Below are 18,723 nucleotides of genomic sequence, written 5' to 3'. Positions count from 1 at the left end.
TTCTTCACAATTCTTTCAAAGTAATCACACTTAATCTCGCTATATTAAATAAGTAGTTATTCATATAGGGAAGGTTAGGGGAACTGAAAGTATGAAAGTAAATCGTTCGCTTCATTACATTTTTTGGCGTTGGCATTTTTATGCTGGGCTTTTTATTACGCCACTTCTTATTACGTTGTCACTGAGCGGAATTGGGTATTTATTTCGGGAGGAAGTTGAAGATTTCATCTATAAAGATTTATATTTTGGGAAGAGTGCTCAAACAGAATCTATTTCGATGTCTGATTCTATTTCCTTAACAGAGAAAAAATATCCACATTATAGCGTGGCGAAAATTAGTGAGTTTAATGGGGATTATAATACGAGACTTACGATTGCAAATGAGTATACTGGGCAACAAAAATATGTGTATTTAGATAGTAATAATCAAATTGTTGGGGATCAAAACGCAAGTGAAACATTTGCCAATATAATGAGGGAATTACATAGTTCTCTTTTAGTTGGTGGCACTGTCGTAAACTATACTGTAGAACTCGCGGCATGCTGGACAATCTTTTTAATCGTAACCGGATTGTACATGAGTATACGACAATTCAAAAACACACCGGCATCCAATAAGCGAGAAAAAGCAAAAAGACGTCATTCTATTATCGGTATTATATTTACAATTCCTCTCTTTCTGCTAGTCGCATCTGGATTGCCATGGTCAGGATTTATGGGGAACCAAATTTATAAAATCGCATCGTCAAATGAATCACTCGGATATCCAAAATTGTACATGGCTCCGCCTGAATCAAAGGTAAAAGAATTGCCGTGGGCAACAAGAAAAGAAGCTCCGCCTGAATCAAATTCAAATGAACCGAAAGCAATTTCTGTCGATGAATTACAAAAAGGAATTGAAATAAAGAAGCCATATGTTATTTCACTACCAGCTGATCCGAAAGGTGTATTCACTGTTTCGAAATCGAGCGGTTCTGGTATTACAGGTATGCATGTTGCACCAAATGAAGAGATAACAGCTTACTTTGACCAATATAGCGGGGAGCTCATTTCAAAAACGGACTATCGTGATTATGGATTACTTGCACAATGGTTCACTTACGGTATCCCGCTTCATGAAGGACATTTATTCGGATGGCCAAATAAAATATTATGCTTACTAACGACATTATCTCTACTACTTCTCATTTATTACGGAATAAAAATGTGGTTAGCAAGAAAGCCGAAAGGAAAATTAGCAGCACCTCCAAAACAAAGAGATAAGAAAAGTATATTCGTTTTCTTTATCATGATGGTGATACTAGGCGCTGTCATGCCTTTATTTGGACTATCTGTTTTAGTTATTTTTGCAATTGAACTTCTTATATATGTATTTTTAAAAATACGATCATAATGAAAAGAAAACCACTCTACATGAGTGGTTTTCTTCATCACTGCGCTGTTTTCTTTCGGTACATCTTCCCGTTCCAATAGAAGAATCGTGAAGTGAGGCCTCCGTACTTTACAATGCGCCGTGCCATTTTGTGCATATTCTTTTGTGCTGATACTTTTTGATCTGATAAATAAATACCAAGTAACCCTCGGCTTATAAGGCGATGAAACTTCGCATGAGGCAAATCACCAATGCTCTTCTCCGCTTCTTCTACAAAGTGTTTCATCCGATCTAATATCGCTTGCTCGTTTTCATAATAACTACAGAAATTCAAATCTCCGCCTATACGGTCTTCTTCTTGATCAATGAAATAATCAAGCAAAATATGAAGTCCTTGTACGTAAGGGAAGTACCCTTGTCTAATTTTCGCAATATCTTCATCATGTAACTCATCATGAAATGCATATGCTACAAGACAGAAAATTCCAAGTGTAGAACCGGCACATGCTGAAAATTCAAACCAACTCATCTCAGGTAAGTTTTCTTTATGTGCTTCAAACCAATTTTTCAAGCGCGGCTCTCTTTCTTCTAATTTCACGTGTTTATGAATTTGCAAATCACAATAATAACAAGCAAGTTCATGAAGAACAGGAGCAATTTTGTCATAGTGCTTCGTTTTCTTTAAAACATCTTGGCATGTTTCAACAAGTTCATCTAAATAACCACCATCATCTTGATCATCACGATAACGATAATAATTACCGCCACCTTCTACTTCAGGTGATAATGCCATTAACATCGATTCATGCAGTGCGGCAAAATCATTTGGATCAAGTGATGTACTGCGATCACATAAATTATCTAAATAGTCGCTGATCGTTTGATACGCTACGATAAAACGAATACATTCTTCTCGGTGTTCATTTGCTAGCAGAGCTAAAATGCCACCGCCCTCACAATGAAACGTTTTATGCTCAATACTTGCGATTGCCTGACTATGAAGCTCATCATTCGGAATATGGTAGGCACGCTCTTTCCACATCGCTAGCTCATGGTGTACAACCGGAAACACATCACGGTATACTTTCGCCATGAGCGTTATGGGATTACTCGGTACGTTCACTTCTTCCTTCATCTCCTCTATTAAATGTACAAATAATGATTTATTTGTTTGTTTTTACTATATTATTGACATGCATTTCAGTAAATGACTGAATATAACTCAAAATTTCATCACGCTCATACTCATTTAATAACTCGTGATAACAATTCGGCCATTCTTTAAAAGCCTTATCACTTATTTTAACATTATCAAACCAAGTGCGGACACGTGTTTTATCTACAAGTTTATCCTCACAAGCTTGCATTAGCAAGAGCGGAACATCTGGAAAATCATCTATTTTTTTATGAGCAATTTCGATAGACTTAATCAATTCACTATACCAACGTACTGATACTTTGCGCAAGAACAAAGAATCATTCTCCATTGCATCTCTCACTTCGTGGTTACGTGTTGACATTTCCACCGTAAGATTCGTTGCAAATTGCAATTTTGGAGCCACAACATTTAATATTTTTGAAGCAAATTGAAGCGGAGCAGAGGGTCCAGTCACTACCCCTAAACAAGGCGAACTCAAAATAATACCCTCTACATCTTCTCTCTTCGTTTCTTGCATCATACGAATGACAATAAGACCACCCATACTATGACCGAATAGAAAAATAGGTAACCTATACTTTCTTGCTTCTTTCACCCATAGTTTAACTTCCTCTATGTATTCATCAAATGAATCAATATGTCCTCTATTTCTTGAAGTCGTTCCATGTGACGGAAGATCCCCCATCACGACGTGGTAGCCGATATGATTCCACATTTCCGCAACGGCTTCGTAACGTCCGTGATATTCCATTGCGCCGTGCACAATAACAATGACAGCCTTTGCTTCCTCCGCTTCATAATTCCACATACGGCTCTCCTCCATTTCACTCTTTCTCATAATTTGATACACTAAAACTAGTCTCTAGGAAAGGAAGACTTTACATGATATATCCTTACAAAGAAAAAAAACCGAAAATTGCGAGTAGTGCTTTTATCGCTGACTATGTTACGATTACAGGCGATGTTTACGTTGGCGAGGAATCAAGTATTTGGTTTAATACAGTCATCCGTGGTGATGTGTCACCAACGATCATTGGAGACCGAGTAAATGTACAAGACCAATGTACACTCCACCAAAGCCCTCAGTATCCTCTTATCTTAGAAGATGATGTTACAGTTGGACATCAAGTTATTTTACATAGTTGTCATATTAAAAAAGATGCTTTAATTGGAATGGGATCCATTATATTAGATGGTGCTGAAATTGGCGAAGGAGCTTTTATCGGCGCTGGAAGCCTCGTTTCACAAGGAAAGAAAATTCCACCAAACACGTTAGCTTTCGGTCGTCCCGCGAAAGTCATTCGTGAATTAACAGCAGAAGACCGTAAAGATATGGAGCGTATTCGCACGCAATACGTTGAAAAAGGTCAATATTATAAATCATTACAGAAGTAAATTTCCGCTGCCATAAGATTGGCAGCTTTTTTTATATAAAAACTAACTTTTTCTTTACAAAACATTATTACTCCCTCAACAAAATCTTATTAAAATAAAAGCTAATATCTCCATATATATGTAAATGAGGGAGGAGAATTTTCATGAAGGTCAGTGGATTATATAAAATAGAATGTTACATTTTCAAAGGAATTAATCGCTACTTTGATCAAAAAACATTAAATATCTTTTTCAGCAATATTACTCATATCGGTGGCGCGACTTTCTCCATCGCACTCACACTTTTCTTTTTAATTTTTGCAAAAGGTACTTTACATCAAGCAGCAATTGCAACTGCTATTTCTTTAGCAATTAGCCATATTCCTGTACAAATATTAAAAAGATGGTATCCACGAAAACGTCCTTATTTAACAATTCAGGATGCAAAATATCCAGTCCATCCATTAAAAGACCACTCTTTCCCGTCTGGTCATACAACAGCCGTTTTCTCTGTCTTCATTCCATTTATTTGCTATAATCCAAGCTTACTTGCTTTCCTATTACCGTTAGCATTATGCGTCGGTATTTCACGTATTTATTTAGGACTTCACTATCCGTCAGATGTATTCGTCGGTATGTGCCTTGGCACTTGCTCTGGCATCATCTCTTTTTATCAATTCATCCCACTTTTCACATAAAGGAGTGATATGATGAGAGTCGCCATTTTTACCGATACTTTTACGCCACAAGTTAACGGGGTTGCGAAAACGTTAGAGCGATTAACACGATATTTTCAGAAAGAACAGATCGCCTATTCTGTTTTCGCCCCTCAGCATACAGCTGAAGATAATTTTGTAGCGAATGTGAATAAGATGAGAAGTATCCCGTTAACAATATTATATCCAGAATGTCGTTTTTCTTTTCCTACTCCGCGTATTAAACGGGAACTACTTTCCTTTAAACCTGACATTATTCACATTGCCACACCTTTCAACATGGGACTTTGTGGATTGTATTATGCAAAAAAGTTAAACATCCCAGTTGTCGGTTCTTATCATACTGATTTCGATGCCTATTTACGTTATTACAAAATCGAATTCCTCTCCAATATGCTTTGGAACTATTTAAAATGGTTTCATAGTCATATGCAAAAAAATTTTGTACCTTCCTTTGAAACATTACATCAATTAAAAAATAAAGGCTTTCAGACCCTCTCTATATGGGGACGTGGTGTAGATTGCACACTCTTTCATCCAGCTTACAATACAGACCTATTCCGAAAAAAATATAATATTACAGCGAAGTATGTCCTTTCCTATGTTGGACGAATTGCTCCTGAAAAAGATATTGATACGCTGCAACACCTTATCGTTAAAACAGCACATACTCGAAACGATATTCATTGGCTCATCGCAGGAGACGGTCCTCTAGCAACAAGTTTACGTGAAGCTGTTCCGAAAACAAATATCACTTTTACTGGCTATTTACAAGGCGGGGATTTAGCTGAAGCATATGCTTGTTCTAACATAATGGTGTTTCCATCAGCTACTGAAACATTCGGAAATGTCGTACTTGAATCACTCGCATGCGGTACACCTGTTATTGGTGCAAATAGTGGCGGGGTTAAAAATATTATTACAGATGGAAAAACGGGAGTTCTTTGTCCGCCTAAAAATGAAGATGCATTTCTATCATCCATTTATTTTTTATTACAAAATGAAGAAAAACTTGAGCAGATGGGAATAGAATCTTCCTCTTTTGCGAAATCAAAGAGCTGGGATGAGGTCTTTCGTGGCTTGCTTAACCAATATGAAGAAGTCCTTCAGCATAACGCATCAGAGTTGCTTGCTTAAATAGAAAAACTCCCTTCAAAAAACGAAGGGAGTTTATTACATGGTCATAAATTTTAGTTTAATAAATGATACATAAGGTTAAGCATTGTTTTATTTCTATATTAATTATATCAAAAATAAACATAACTAAACAGACTTGTAATAAAAACCCATAAAAATTAATATATGGTTATACAGTGTTTTAACTGTATAATGATTTTAAGAATTCCCCTTAAAATCAACTCACTCACATACCTTTATACAGCAATTGTTCCCCAATTCTGTATATCAAAAAAACCTTTCATTCATTTGAAAGGTCTTTTTGAGCCTGCACATATTCTTCTTTCGTATTTACATTTATAAACCAATCCGCATTCGCTTGTACATCTTCTCCAGAAACATACTTCACATTACATTGTGATAAAAGCTGCCCCATACTTCTTTTTTCTTCCTGAAGTAAAGCATAAATCTTTTCTTTCACGCGGTTATGATACGCCGCAAGTAGCGGTTGTTTTCTTCCATTAATAATAGGTACAACCGCATCATATTCATTGTTCGTTTGCTCTAGTAAAATGGTAAACCATTCATGCGACACGTTTGGTGCATCGCAAGGCATAATAGCGTACCAATCTGCTTCTATGTATTCCATTCCTGATACAATGCCGGCCAGCGGTCCATTCCCTTTATAGTGCGGAATGTCTTCTATAACAGGTACTTGTACGAATTGCTCTACTCGCTCTTTTATATCAGTATGGCTAATTACTACAATGTCTTGCAAAGTATTTCCCATCACTTTCACAATATGCTCAACAAAAGTAGTTCCCTTCCAAATTGCTAACGCTTTCGGCTCACCGAATCTACTCGACATACCACCTGCTAATACAATTCCAGCATACTTACTCATTGGCGATGCAGCTCAAATGTAATATGACCTAATTCCGGTAAAATTAATTTATTCATCGCAAGGCGAACCGCTCCGCTAGACCCTGGCATCGAGAAGACTACTTTGCGCCCAATTGTACCACCGATCGCTCTACTTAACATTGCGCTGCTTCCGATATCTTCTAAATAACTAATCATACGGAACAGCTCACCAAATCCAACAATTTCTTTATCTAATAACGCTGATACTGCTTCAATTGTGACATCGCGTTTCGTAATACCAGTACCGCCATTTGTTAATACAACATCTACATCTTCCTTATGATAACCAGCTAACACTGCTTGCTGAATACTTTCTTTATCATCTTTTACAATTTCATAAGAAGTTACTTTATGTCCCGCTTCTTTTAACAATTCATGTAATAGTTGTCCGCTCTTATCTGTTTCTTCCGTACGTGTATCGGAAATCGTCACGATCTTGCAACGCACTTCTTTTGGAGCTTGTTTTTTATGTTCAGTTACACTCATTTTTTATCTTTCCTTTCTTAAAGACTTTTCTTCATTTTATCATACATACCTTTACACAATTATGTATGAAGCCAATCATGCGCCATGATACAATATAAGTATACTAACCCACAAAAAGGAAAGTGCCCTTTCTTATACTCCTAGACTACACATCTTTAGCTACTCTTTATATTTTCTACATAATAGAATTCAATTTTAAAACTTGTACTAAAAAATAAATTGGAGGTCTACATAGTATGGAACTTTATAAAAAATTAACAACAACATTTATCCTCTTATTCATCGCTTCAATCACTGTCGGCTTTTCCTTAAAAGGCGCAATTCCATACGCTACATTAGTAAGCATTATATTCGCGACACTATTTTTACTAAGTAGTGCATTTTGCGCAGGTAAAGCACGTCAAATGAAAGGTTGATTACATATGTTCCAGAAGAAATCAATCCTTTGTAAATCATGTGAAAAGGAAATACAAAAGGAGGACTTACATTGTTTGAATCAAACCGTATCCAGTTACGAAAGTTTTCCGAAGATGATATTCTAACATATTATAAATGGCATAATGATATAGACGTTATGAGTTCAACTACTCTCACTCTTGATAAATATTCCCTTCAAGACACAGAAAAACTTTGCCAGCAATTTATTCATTCTTCGGACTCTAAGAGCTATATCATTGAAGAAAAATCTACGCATCTTTCAATTGGTATTACTTCTTTAATTCATATTGATTCGTATAATCGAAACGCTGAATGTATTATTGATATTGGTAACAAGGATTACTGGGGGCAAGGTTATGGGAAGGAAGCTTTCACCTTATTATTGGATTATGCATTTTTAGAATTAAATTTACATCGCCTTTCTTTACGAGTATTTTCTTTTAACGATAGAGCAATTAAATTATATAAATCACTCGGTTTTCAACATGAAGGAACTTGTAAAGAAGCTATATTCCGCAATGGCAATTGGCATGACATTGAACTCTTCGCTTTATTCCAACGTAATTATAAATAAAAAAAGCTTTGCGCTCACCGCGCAAAGCTTTTTTTCATATATTATAGACCAGCTTGCTCTTTTAAAGCTGCTGCTTTGTCTGTACGTTCCCATGATAGATCTACATCAGTACGTCCGAAGTGGCCGTAAGCTGCTGTTTGTTTGTAAATTGGGCGACGTAAGTCTAGCATTTTAATAATACCAGCTGGGCGAAGATCGAAGTTGTTACGAACTAGCTCTACTAGTACGTCTTCAGATACTTTACCAGTGCCGAATGTATCAACTGAAATTGATACTGGTTGTGCTACACCGATTGCGTATGCAAGTTGTACTTCTGCTTTTTCAGCAAGACCAGCTGCTACGATGTTTTTCGCAACATAACGAGCTGCATATGCTGCAGAACGGTCAACTTTCGTTGCATCTTTACCAGAGAATGCACCGCCACCGTGGCGAGCGTATCCACCGTAAGTATCAACGATGATTTTACGTCCTGTTAAACCAGCATCACCTTGTGGTCCACCAATTACGAAGCGGCCAGTTGGATTAATGAAGAATTTCGTTTCTCCATCCATTAATTCTGCTGGTACTACAGCTTTAATTACGTGCTCTTTTAAGTCGCGATCGATTTCTTCCCATGTAACATCTGGGTGATGTTGTGTAGAAATTACGATAGTATCAACACGTACTGGTTTACCATTTTCATCATACTCAACTGTAACTTGCGTTTTTCCATCCGGACGTAAGTATGATAATGTATCATCTTTACGTACTTCAGTTAAACGGCGAGCTAATTTGTGAGCAAGCGAGATTGGAAGTGGCATTAACTCTTGTGTTTCATTACATGCGAAACCAAACATTAAACCTTGGTCTCCCGCACCAATTGCCTCAATCTCAGCGTCAGTCATTTGACCTTCGCGTGCTTCTAGCGCTTGGTCAACACCCATAGCGATGTCAGCAGATTGCTCATCGATAGATGTTAAAACTGCACAAGTTTCTGCATCGAATCCGTATTTTGCGCGTGTGTAACCAATGCCTTGAATTGTTTCACGAACGATTTTTGGAATATCTACGTAAGTAGAAGTCGTAATTTCCCCCGCTACCAATACTAAACCAGTTGTTACAGTTGTTTCACAAGCTACACGTGCATTTGCGTCTTTTGATAAGATCGCATCTAAAATTGAATCAGAAATTTGGTCACAAATTTTATCTGGATGTCCTTCAGTTACAGACTCAGATGTGAACAGATGACGTTTTTTTGTCATGTGGTAAACCTCCCTACAGTAATTGTATATATTGTACGGAACTCATCCTTAATTTGCCACAAACTGCGACATACATTTATTCTCCCACACAAGCATACAGAAAAACCTTTCCTACTTTACATAGAGGAAAGGTTTAATTTGCTACTTGCATACTGCTTTTTGCCCTTCGCTCTTATCGTTCGAGACCTGTAGCCTCGCACAGGTTTTAGCACCTATTCACCTGTATTTACCACTACAAGTGAGGTTGCTGGGCTTCATCGGGCCTGTCCCTCCGCCAGCTCGGGATAAGAGAGTATCCGTCCCAACCTATACTAAAGAAATGATATTCATTTGTCAATTAATATTCACATTTTCCTGAAAGTTTTTCTCAATACGCCTGAAATGAAATATTAATAGGGAAATAATGCATTCACACAAACAAAAAGAAATAAATAGTATACATTATTTATATAATTGTGTTATACTCTTGTTGGGGATTACGAGAAATATTTCATTAAATGAAAAGGATGGTATATAAATATGAGTACTGTGAATGTCCAAATTGGTTTACACGAATTATTGAACGGAAGCAATGCACAGATTCAACTAAGTGTTCCGCAATTAGTGGAAAAAGTATTAATGCGAAATGAAGGGAAATTAACTTCGACTGGTGCCGTTTCTGCTTCAACTGGAAAATATACAGGACGTTCTCCTAAAGATAAATTTATTGTGAAAGAAGCATCGGTTGCTGACAAAATTGCTTGGGGAGCTGTGAACCAACCGATTTCTGAAGAACATTTTAATAAATTATATACTAAAGTTTTAGAATACTTAAAAGAAAAAGAAGAGTTATTCGTCTTCAAAGGATTTGCAGGCGCTGACCGCAATTACCGCCTACCAATTCAAGTTATTAACGAATATGCATGGCACAATTTATTTGTACATCAATTATTCATTCGTCCAACTGAAGAAGAATTAACAACTCATGAATCAGAGTTCACAATTGTTTCTGCACCGAATTTCAAAGCTGATCCAGCTGTTGACGGTACAAACTCTGAAGCATTCATTATGGTTTCATTCGAAAAACGTATCGTACTAATTGGTGGTACAGAATACGCTGGAGAAATGAAAAAATCAATCTTCTCTATTATGAACTTCTTATTACCTGAACAAGATATTCTTTCTATGCATTGCTCTGCAAACGTAGGTGAAGAAGGCGACGTAGCACTATTCTTCGGTTTATCTGGAACAGGTAAAACAACATTATCTGCTGATCCAAACCGTAAACTAATCGGTGATGATGAGCACGGTTGGTCTGATAACGGTGTATTCAATATTGAAGGCGGTTGCTACGCGAAATGTGTAAACCTTTCTCACGAGAAAGAACCACAAATTTTCGATGCAATCACATTTGGATCTGTTTTAGAAAACGTTATCATTAATGACCAAACACGTATCGCCGACTACAACGATACTACTTTAACAGAAAATACTCGTGCTGCATACCCTATGCATGCGATCGACAATATCGTACTGCCAAGTGTTGCTGGACACCCAAATACAATTATTTTCTTAACTGCTGATGCATCTGGCGTATTGCCTCCAATCAGTAAGTTATCAAAAGAGCAAGCTATGTATCATTTCTTAAGTGGTTACACTAGTAAACTAGCAGGAACAGAGCGCGGCGTTACTTCTCCGCAAGCTACATTCTCAACTTGCTTCGGTTCACCATTCTTACCACTTGATGCATCTCGCTACGCTGAAATGCTTGGTGAAAAAATCGAGAAACACGATGCGAAAGTATTCTTAGTAAACACTGGCTGGACTGGTGGCGAATACGGCGTTGGTAAACGTATGAACTTAGGTTACACTCGTGCAATGATTCAAGCTGCATTAAACGGTGAACTTGCAAAAACTGAAACAGCTAAACATGATATCTTCGGTCTTGAAGTTCCACTTCACGTACCAGGTGTACCTGACGAAGTGTTAATGCCTGAACAAACTTGGGCTGATAAAGCTGCTTACAAAGCAAAAGCAATCGAACTTGCAAATGAATTCAAAGCTAACTTCAAAAAGTTCGACAGCGTATCTGAAGACATTATTAACTTAGGCGGTCCAATCGCTTAAATTAAAACTTTCTGTTGGAATAACCCTTTACTCATATGAATAAGTGTCGTGTAACCGTAAAGTTTCGCGTACTCACCGACAAAACCCAATGCGGCTTAACGGTTACACACACTTACATAAAAAAGAAGCTTACGTGAAAACGTAAGCTTCTTTCTATATCTTATATAAAGTGAAACGCTAATCTCTTCATCTGTGACCTAGATTATAAAATTACAGCTTCGAATATATACATTATATCCCTACTCACTACATCTCTCGGGTTTCACATCGTATGGGGCTAAAAAAGGCCCTGACCGCTTCTATTCGTGACTGGATCATCTATTCCATCTAAAAAGAAGTCTTTTATCTTTTTAGCTCTTTGTTAGTTCTTTCTCATCTTTCATGCTATAGTAACCTAAGTTCACAACGATTAAAAAATAACCGCCCATAATCCCTACTGCAAATGCCCACATCACCATATGGTGCTCAATTTCGTACATAATAATAGCGCCCAAAATAGCAGCCGCAAAACGATTAAACATACCAAGCGTCGGTGCTTTCGTTTTCTTTACGATACTATCTCCAAGCTTCTCAATTCTTCTCCCTAAAAGCCAAACGCAATACATACTTACGATAAGTCCAATTCCTGCACCTAAAAAATGTGCTGAAAACGGTGTTATCATCCAGCCTAGTAAAAGAATACCTAGTATATAATACGATTGAATTTTAAATGATCTTAGTGACATACTAATCATGCTGTACCTCTCTTCATTCGTTCTTATCTATCCAACAAAAAATTTCTTTCAAATTCATATTCCTTACATTCATTTCATTCAAATTAAAAACAACATAAACAGTATGTTTATGTTGTTTAAATGTTTTTAGAAAATAATATTATACAAGATTTCAAACATCATATTCTCATATTTTGTGACGGTTTTTCAAACTTTTTTCGTCCATTTATGAAAAAAATGATATCAATCTATGAACATACGGATATGATGTAATAAGCACACAAATAAAGGGGGCGTCTAATGATTTATTTTTTAATGGCTCTCATTCACCTCATTATCCCTGCACTTATTGGACTTTCATTGTATTGGTACACGAAAAATCATAGCATTTTTTACGCTGTCCTCGGTGTTCTTCTTCCAGGTATTATTCTTATTACACTCTTCCGTATTCCATTTTTAAACTTAATTCCACTTATTACTGCTATCTTGTTTCTCATCTTCTTACCAAAAATAAAAAAATAGGAAAGCAGATCATAGGTGATCTGTTTTCCTATTTTGATATAGGTTCCTCTGCAATAGAATGAACTTTTACTTTCTCCGATTTCACAAACCATAGACCGACAAAAATGATAATTCCACCGATGATTTGTTGAAACGATACATATTCATTTGCCCAGACAGCTGCAAATAGAACCGCTACAAGCGGCGTTATATACATATATACCATCGTATGTGACGCCCCAATTTTTTGAACACCAACATACCACATTACTAGACCAAATACTGTTACAAAGAAAATAGAATATAGTAAAGCAAATAGTGTCATTCCGTGAGTAATGTGAAATGGCATGACAAACACATGTGGACCACTTAACAATAATAGCGGAATCGCACCCACTAATGCAGACCATGCAGTAACACGTAATGCTGAATATTTTTTAATTAATGGTCCTGCTAAAACAGGATAAAGCCCCCAGCATATTGATGTAATAAGTCCAATTCCATTGCCATAAAAAGAACTAGTAAGTGAATGTCCTGCTACTAAAACTAAGGCTGCACCAACAAAGGCAGTCATAGAACCGATTAACTTTCGAGAAGAAAACTTTTCTTGTTTCAAGAAAATCGCAAATGCAGTTGTAAAAATAGGTGAAATAGAAATGAGTAAAGAGGCATTTGTAGCGGATGTATATTTGACAGTTTCCATAAATAACGTTTGATACAGTACAATACCTACAACGCTAACGATAATTAATCTAGGTATATCCGTTCGCTCCATATAAACCGACTTTTCAATACAAAAGGTAAGGAGTAACAGAAGCGGTGCCGCCGCCATCATACGAAGTGCAGTAAACTCAATTGCTGTAAATTCTAAAAGTCCATACTTCGCAATTGTATAGTTAATCCCCCAAATAATAACAACACTTAAAATTAATAACTCAATTCCCCATCTTCTCATGCGTATCCCCTCCGCAAAGAAGATTATACAGAAAATTCAATCAAATGTACATTTCATTATGTGAAAAATCTTTTTATTATATGAAACGTTTTGGTAAATGAAATTATATCGGTGCAACTCCATTTATATCAGCGATTTTTTCAATATATCAACTTATAAAATAAAAAAAGTGAGTCCAAAATACATTTTGGACTCACCTTTACTATACTCGAACGTGTAATTTCATATTTGGATTATAAAACTGGCTTGGGCTCTTCAACTGAAAAGTTCCTCCACCTTCATGCCAATCAACCGTTAACTTATCGTCCATAAATACAAGCTTTGTACGATCAGCGATAAAATTCATTGTGCTTGATTCAATATCCACATCGCGCTCATCTTTCTCTGCTACAGCTACTAAATCGATGATTCCGCTCATAACACAACCGCAACCTTCATTATCATAAAATAACTTTATATATTTCGCTTCACTTGGAATCGTATCCATAATCTTTTTATATGCTGCTTCTGTTACAGTAACGTACATATGTTAATCTTCATCCTCTCTTCTCTTATCATTCATATATTGTATCACCATTTTTCTTAAAAGTTATATACAGAAAATTAAGACTAATATACAATGTATGTGATAAAGTTTCAGCAATCGAGCTTTTATGAGTAGTTCATGCAGGAGAAAGGATGTTTACTATCTGTGTTCAAACTACAACGATATCCCATGTTATTAGGTGTATTTAGTAGTTTCTTCATTTCTAGCGGAATGCTATTACAGCATGTACTTCCCTATTCTCCTTCTATTAGCTGGATTCTAGGTTTTATTTGTTTCCTATCCGCTTCTTATTTTGCTACGAAGAATACAAACAACTCATAAAGCAAGAATCATCTTAAGGAGGATTATCAAACATGCCAGCCTTAAAAAAAATAGAGCAATCACTCGATCACTTATTCCAAATTGAAAAATACGGAAAAGATAGTGCCTTTAGTCGATTTATCCCAGCCGTATATGATCCTATCAAATTTCCTTGGCAACAATTTTTCGAAGCAAATTTTGTAGATTTATTTAACGGCCTTATGATGCACGGATCTGAAAATGTAAACAAAGTATTTTTAGCTGTATTCCCTACAGATGACGTTCTTGAAACATTCATTTCACAATCCACACCCGGTGATTTACTCTTTATGCATCATCCCCTTGTAATGGAGTGCGGTGATCCGCTTGGAAGATCAGGCCGCGGTTTCTTACCAATTCCTGAAAAATATTTGCAAGGAATAAAAGAAAAACAACTTTCTATATATACATGTCACGTACCAATGGATTTTCATCAAACACATGGAACGAGTATTTCAATTGCAAAAGCATTAAACGCTACTGTAGTGGACGACTTTGCATATGGAGGTCCAGAACAAGAACCAGTTGGCCTTATTTGTGAAATAGATGAAACATCAACAGAAGCACTCCAAAAACATCTAAAACAACTCTTCCAGATTCCTTACACAGACTTCGAAGGTAAACGACATGATTCCATCAAAAAAATCGCAATTATCGCTGGATGTGGCGATGTCGTATCTTTAATGAAGGAAGCAGAAGAAAAAGGTGCTGAAGCATATATTACAGGAGAAATCCATTGCCATATCGATAATGATTACGGCAGACATAAATACTCGCTCATTATGGATTATGTAAAAGAAACGAATATGTCTCTAATTGGTGTGGCACACTCTGCCTCTGAATATTTAGTGAAAGAGACATTGATGTATGATTGGTTTAAAGAGAATTTTGATGTGGATGTTATTTTACTTCCTCAGGAAAAATGGTGGCTCTAACACTACTTAATTCTTCTCCCGCTATCTTTTGAAATCTAGACACAAAAGACGATCTGCCACACAAAATTATAGAATTCATAATATATATATATTAGTTCTATTTTAAAAACTAGATTTTGAAAATATAGAAAGGAGAACATATATGTACCCACGTAATTTTTTTAGTTGCGATGGCAGACGCAACAGCGGTTCTAACGGAAATACTGGACCCACGGGGAACACCGGACCTACGGGGAACACTGGACCCACGGGGAACACTGGACCCACGGGGAACACTGGACCCACGGGGAACACTGGACCCACGGGGAACACCGGAACTACGGGGAACACCGGAACTACGGGGAACACCGGAACTACGGGGAACACCGGACCCACGGGGAACACTGGACCCACGGGGAACACTGGACCCACGGGGAACACCGGACCCATGGGGAACACCGGACCTACGGGTAATGCTGGACCTTCCGGAGCTGGTTTCCAAAGTACTACCACCTTTAGTCTAGCAGCGGCTCCCAACTATAAAAAAGGACAAGTTGTCACTTATACGGGCAGTGGCTATGTTGTAAAAAAAGATGCACCTCAAGGGTTTCCTAATATATCTCCAGATTATATCGTATTAGTAGAAAGTGGACCTACCGGTAGTACCGGGCCTACCGGCATCACTGGGCCTACGGGCATTACTGGACCTACGGGATCTGCCGATAGTGCTTCAGCAAAAAGTATTGTTTTTCAAGGAACAAATGCTGGTTTTCAACGTATAGCGGGTTCTCCTGGAATTGACTCCAATGTTATTCCATATGTCACTGCTGGAGCCGGTAGTATTGTCGGCTTTTCTGCGTCTATAAATATAAATAATTTACCTGCTGCTATTTATACGATTAATATTTGCAGAAATGTCCCAACAAACCTCACACCCCCTTCTTCTAGCTACATCCTATCTACTATTACCTTAACTACTACTGACAAAATTACCGGAACTATGGTATTTTCCATTAAACCAACGGATAGCGGAGCAGGACAAATTCAAGTATTTAATCCTACTCCGGCAGTAGGTCCCGCTACTGTAACTTGGACTAGTATTACAACTGGAAACCCAGTTGCAAGAGGAGATGCTATATCCCTTTATATTACCCCTGGAATTACTGCAAGTGCTGTATATTCTATTTTTCTAATTACCGATATATAGCAATTCATTTCATAAAAAAAGACCCGAAATTCGGGTCAACAAATAGAAATATAAATGAACTACAACAAATAACAGACAAAGCCATTATATATTTTTCATAGTAAAACATCCATTATTTTCTTTTTACACTATCAATATATTATTTTTCGTTATCGTCCTCTTTTTTAGAACGTCTACCTAAGAAGAACACAAGAACTAATAATATAATTAACAGTAGTACTCCGCCGATAATGTAATATAGTGTGTAGTCTTTTTTCGCTTCTACCGCTGTATCATTTAACTTATCAGCTGTCTTGCCTTCAATTGTAAATTTTTTCGTCCATTCCCATTTTTGATCGCCATCAGTAGCTTTCACTTCTACTCGGTACGTTCCTGGATCAAATGCTTTGTTTTCCCAGCTAATAGCGTAATCAAAGTTTGAGTTTGGCGCCATTCTTAAATTTTCTTTTTTCGCTTCAAATAAAACGTCCGTACCTTTTTCTTTATATATCTTTGCATCAACACTTAAATTTTTTAACATTGCTGGCTTTACGTTTTGTAAATTTGCAGTAACGACGTTACGCCCGTTAATTTGTGTTGGCTTTACTTCGTTTAATTTCATGTCTGGTTTTACTTCAGCATCTGTTTCTTTTAAAACAACACCAATTGCGTATGCATATTTATTTTCAATTTGCACACCTTCATCTTTTTTCTTTGCATTCTCATCTTCTTTTTCTTTAAAGTATAAACCACCTAGAATAACACCATCAAACGACTCACTTGGCATTTCCAAGTTTATATCAACTGTCACTATGCTGTTAGCTGGGACTTTCGTTTCTTTTGGCATTTTAGCAATTTTAGAAAACGGATATTTCAAAGTAGAATCCGTTTTTGGTTCTACTGTACTATAATCTGTAATACCATTGCTATTCGTAATTGCTGTATTAGCAAACGATTCTACCACAACTTCTTTATTCGTATCATTTTTCATTTGGACTTGAATTGTTTGCTTTTGTCCAGGTTGCATTTTCAAATCAAAGTACGTTTGATTTTTATCAATTTGATTTTCTGGTATAACTGCTGTCACAGCAAATTTCATTTCAGCTGCATATACTGAAAAAGCGTTTATCATGAAGAATGTAATTAATAGTAAGCTAGTAAATAGTTTTTTTACCATCTCTTATGTAGTCCCCTTCATATCCATTTTATAGACAAGAAAGAGATAAGGTTAAAGCCATTCCCTTATCTCTTCTCATTTTCCTCTTTTATCTTAAAATTCCTCTTACCTACATAGGAGCGTCTGTTAGCTCCCAAGTTAGTGAAGTTGTGTATTGTGTTTGTTCTTTTTTCGTTTTACCTGGTACAGATAACTCTACGCTTTGTTTCGCTTCTGTTGCATCTTTACCGAACGTATTTACCCACGTACCCATACCTTGGTTTTCTTTTGCATCGATTAAATCAGATGCTGCACCACTTGGATTTAATGTGATAGATTGCTCTGCTGTTGGTGCGTCGCTACCTGCATTTGATTTCAAAGCTGAATTTTTTAATGTTAATGCTGCGCCATCCAACGCTTTATCATCTGCAGTTTTGAATTGACCATTTTGTTTTACTGTTAAATGCCATCCTGCATTTGTACCACGGTTATCTGTTACTTGAACGTAGTTTGGCACGTCAATTACAGAACCGTCTACTTTTTTCTTTACTTTATCTAATTCTGCAAAATAGATTTCGTTATTCCCTGATGCTTTTTGTGTTTTAAAGTTGAAGTTAGATACATAATCAATACTTAGTGGACCATCTGTACCTTTTTTATCTGGATCAACTGGATCTACAGTTTCATCTGGATTCTCTGGATTAACAACATCAATTTTATCTGTATTTTTCTCGAATTTAATGAATGCTTTTGAATCTAATTTCCCGCCATCTTTCTCAGCTGCAAATGCAGACGTCCCTACTGATACTGATGATAATGTTACCGCTCCAATTAATGCTAATTTTGCTAGTTTCATAGTTTTATACTCCTTTATTTTTTAAAATTCATTCATTCTTAATTTTCAAT

Annotated in this window: 20 protein-coding genes and 1 riboswitch; of the genes, 10 read left to right on the top strand and 10 right to left on the bottom strand. The window is 36.7% G+C overall.

The features are described 5' to 3' along the window. Positions 1–91 precede the first annotated feature (91 nt). The gene (locus IQ781_RS19235; RefSeq protein WP_139846831.1) at positions 92–1,393 is read left to right on the top strand and encodes a PepSY-associated TM helix domain-containing protein; all 1,302 of its coding nucleotides are present in this window, start codon (positions 92–94) and stop codon (positions 1,391–1,393) included. A gap of 37 nt (positions 1,394–1,430) precedes the next feature. Here IQ781_RS19235 and IQ781_RS19230 read toward each other — a convergent pair whose 3' ends face one another. Both IQ781_RS19230 and IQ781_RS19225 read right to left on the bottom strand, forming a co-directional pair. Further along, the gene (locus IQ781_RS19230) at positions 1,431–2,495 is read right to left on the bottom strand and encodes a tetraprenyl-beta-curcumene synthase family protein (RefSeq protein ID WP_001102461.1); all 1,065 of its coding nucleotides are present in this window, start codon (positions 2,493–2,495) and stop codon (positions 1,431–1,433) included. 40 nt (positions 2,496–2,535) lie between these two features. Next, the gene (locus IQ781_RS19225; protein ID WP_000267421.1) at positions 2,536–3,339 is read right to left on the bottom strand and encodes an alpha/beta hydrolase; all 804 of its coding nucleotides are present in this window, start codon (positions 3,337–3,339) and stop codon (positions 2,536–2,538) included. A gap of 74 nt (positions 3,340–3,413) precedes the next feature. Here IQ781_RS19225 and IQ781_RS19220 point away from each other — a divergent pair, with 74 nt between their 5' ends. The 3 genes from IQ781_RS19220 to IQ781_RS19210 all read left to right on the top strand — a co-directional run bounded on the left by IQ781_RS19220 (position 3,414) and on the right by IQ781_RS19210 (position 5,758). Next, a complete protein-coding gene (locus IQ781_RS19220; RefSeq protein WP_000640188.1) occupies positions 3,414–3,926 on the top strand; it encodes a gamma carbonic anhydrase in 513 nt (170 codons plus the stop codon). A 143-nt stretch (positions 3,927–4,069) separates the two neighbouring features. After that, positions 4,070–4,603: a phosphatase PAP2 family protein gene (locus tag IQ781_RS19215; protein ID WP_000868582.1), complete on the top strand. Its 534-nt coding sequence runs from the start codon at positions 4,070–4,072 to the stop codon at positions 4,601–4,603. 12 nt (positions 4,604–4,615) lie between these two features. Further along, a complete protein-coding gene (locus IQ781_RS19210; protein ID WP_001261642.1) occupies positions 4,616–5,758 on the top strand; it encodes a glycosyltransferase family 4 protein in 1,143 nt (380 codons plus the stop codon). 280 nt (positions 5,759–6,038) lie between these two features. On the opposite strand, the gene IQ781_RS19205 is transcribed toward IQ781_RS19210, so the two are convergent. Beyond that, complete coding sequence (locus IQ781_RS19205) at positions 6,039–6,641, bottom strand: molybdenum cofactor guanylyltransferase (protein WP_000049596.1); 603 nt, start codon at positions 6,639–6,641, stop codon at positions 6,039–6,041. Next, positions 6,638–7,147, bottom strand: coding sequence for a MogA/MoaB family molybdenum cofactor biosynthesis protein (locus tag IQ781_RS19200; protein WP_000117124.1), 510 nt, complete (start codon positions 7,145–7,147; stop codon positions 6,638–6,640). The genes IQ781_RS19205 and IQ781_RS19200 overlap by 4 nt, the downstream gene beginning before the upstream one ends. Before the next feature lie 236 nt (positions 7,148–7,383). Between IQ781_RS19200 and IQ781_RS19195 the strand changes: the two genes are divergently transcribed. Beyond that, positions 7,384–7,563 (top strand): hypothetical protein, encoded by a 180-nt coding sequence (locus IQ781_RS19195; protein WP_000424797.1) that lies wholly within the window; start codon positions 7,384–7,386, stop codon positions 7,561–7,563. Positions 7,564–7,634: 71 nt separating this feature from the next. Continuing rightward, positions 7,635–8,159 (top strand): GNAT family N-acetyltransferase, encoded by a 525-nt coding sequence (locus IQ781_RS19190; RefSeq protein WP_000464126.1) that lies wholly within the window; start codon positions 7,635–7,637, stop codon positions 8,157–8,159. A gap of 41 nt (positions 8,160–8,200) precedes the next feature. On the opposite strand, the gene metK is transcribed toward IQ781_RS19190, so the two are convergent. Continuing rightward, positions 8,201–9,400: a methionine adenosyltransferase gene (metK, locus tag IQ781_RS19185; protein WP_000163123.1), complete on the bottom strand. Its 1,200-nt coding sequence runs from the start codon at positions 9,398–9,400 to the stop codon at positions 8,201–8,203. Between the two features lie 169 nt (positions 9,401–9,569). After that, positions 9,570–9,691, bottom strand: a riboswitch (SAM riboswitch). A gap of 228 nt (positions 9,692–9,919) precedes the next feature. Between metK and pckA the strand changes: the two genes are divergently transcribed. Next, positions 9,920–11,506, top strand: a complete 1,587-nt coding sequence (pckA, locus tag IQ781_RS19180) for a phosphoenolpyruvate carboxykinase (ATP) (RefSeq protein WP_000108802.1) — start codon at positions 9,920–9,922, stop codon at positions 11,504–11,506. Positions 11,507–11,856: 350 nt separating this feature from the next. On the opposite strand, the gene IQ781_RS19175 is transcribed toward pckA, so the two are convergent. Beyond that, positions 11,857–12,240: an ATP synthase subunit I gene (locus IQ781_RS19175; protein WP_000624922.1), complete on the bottom strand. Its 384-nt coding sequence runs from the start codon at positions 12,238–12,240 to the stop codon at positions 11,857–11,859. A gap of 279 nt (positions 12,241–12,519) precedes the next feature. Between IQ781_RS19175 and IQ781_RS19170 the strand changes: the two genes are divergently transcribed. Further along, a complete protein-coding gene (locus IQ781_RS19170) occupies positions 12,520–12,741 on the top strand; it encodes a hypothetical protein (RefSeq protein WP_000639042.1) in 222 nt (73 codons plus the stop codon). Between the two features lie 28 nt (positions 12,742–12,769). On the opposite strand, the gene IQ781_RS19165 is transcribed toward IQ781_RS19170, so the two are convergent. Both IQ781_RS19165 and IQ781_RS19160 read right to left on the bottom strand, forming a co-directional pair. Beyond that, complete coding sequence (locus IQ781_RS19165) at positions 12,770–13,675, bottom strand: DMT family transporter (RefSeq protein ID WP_001255410.1); 906 nt, start codon at positions 13,673–13,675, stop codon at positions 12,770–12,772. A 202-nt stretch (positions 13,676–13,877) separates the two neighbouring features. Next, positions 13,878–14,201: an iron-sulfur cluster biosynthesis family protein gene (locus tag IQ781_RS19160; RefSeq protein WP_000289570.1), complete on the bottom strand. Its 324-nt coding sequence runs from the start codon at positions 14,199–14,201 to the stop codon at positions 13,878–13,880. A gap of 374 nt (positions 14,202–14,575) precedes the next feature. On the opposite strand from IQ781_RS19160, the gene IQ781_RS19155 reads away from it, so the two are divergent. Both IQ781_RS19155 and IQ781_RS19150 read left to right on the top strand, forming a co-directional pair. Then, positions 14,576–15,496: a Nif3-like dinuclear metal center hexameric protein gene (locus IQ781_RS19155; protein ID WP_050228971.1), complete on the top strand. Its 921-nt coding sequence runs from the start codon at positions 14,576–14,578 to the stop codon at positions 15,494–15,496. A gap of 142 nt (positions 15,497–15,638) precedes the next feature. After that, positions 15,639–16,682, top strand: coding sequence for a hypothetical protein (locus tag IQ781_RS19150; RefSeq protein WP_050228972.1), 1,044 nt, complete (start codon positions 15,639–15,641; stop codon positions 16,680–16,682). A 139-nt stretch (positions 16,683–16,821) separates the two neighbouring features. Here the strand turns inward: IQ781_RS19150 and IQ781_RS19145 are convergent, their stop codons facing one another. Then, positions 16,822–17,838 carry a WxLIP family cell surface protein gene (locus IQ781_RS19145; RefSeq protein ID WP_000239421.1) on the bottom strand — a complete coding sequence of 339 codons (1,017 nt, stop codon included), beginning with the start codon at positions 17,836–17,838 and terminating at the stop codon, positions 16,822–16,824. Between the two features lie 109 nt (positions 17,839–17,947). Next, entirely contained in the window at positions 17,948–18,673 is a 726-nt protein-coding gene (locus IQ781_RS19140; protein WP_000761535.1) for a WxL domain-containing protein, read from the bottom strand. Positions 18,674–18,723: the final 50 nt, after the last annotated feature.

Origin of the sequence: Bacillus sp. N447-1 (assembly GCF_022701035.1) — a bacterium.
GTDB lineage: Bacteria > Bacillota > Bacilli > Bacillales > Bacillaceae_G > Bacillus_A > Bacillus_A cereus.
This window is presented reverse-complemented; position numbering and strand designations above follow the sequence as displayed.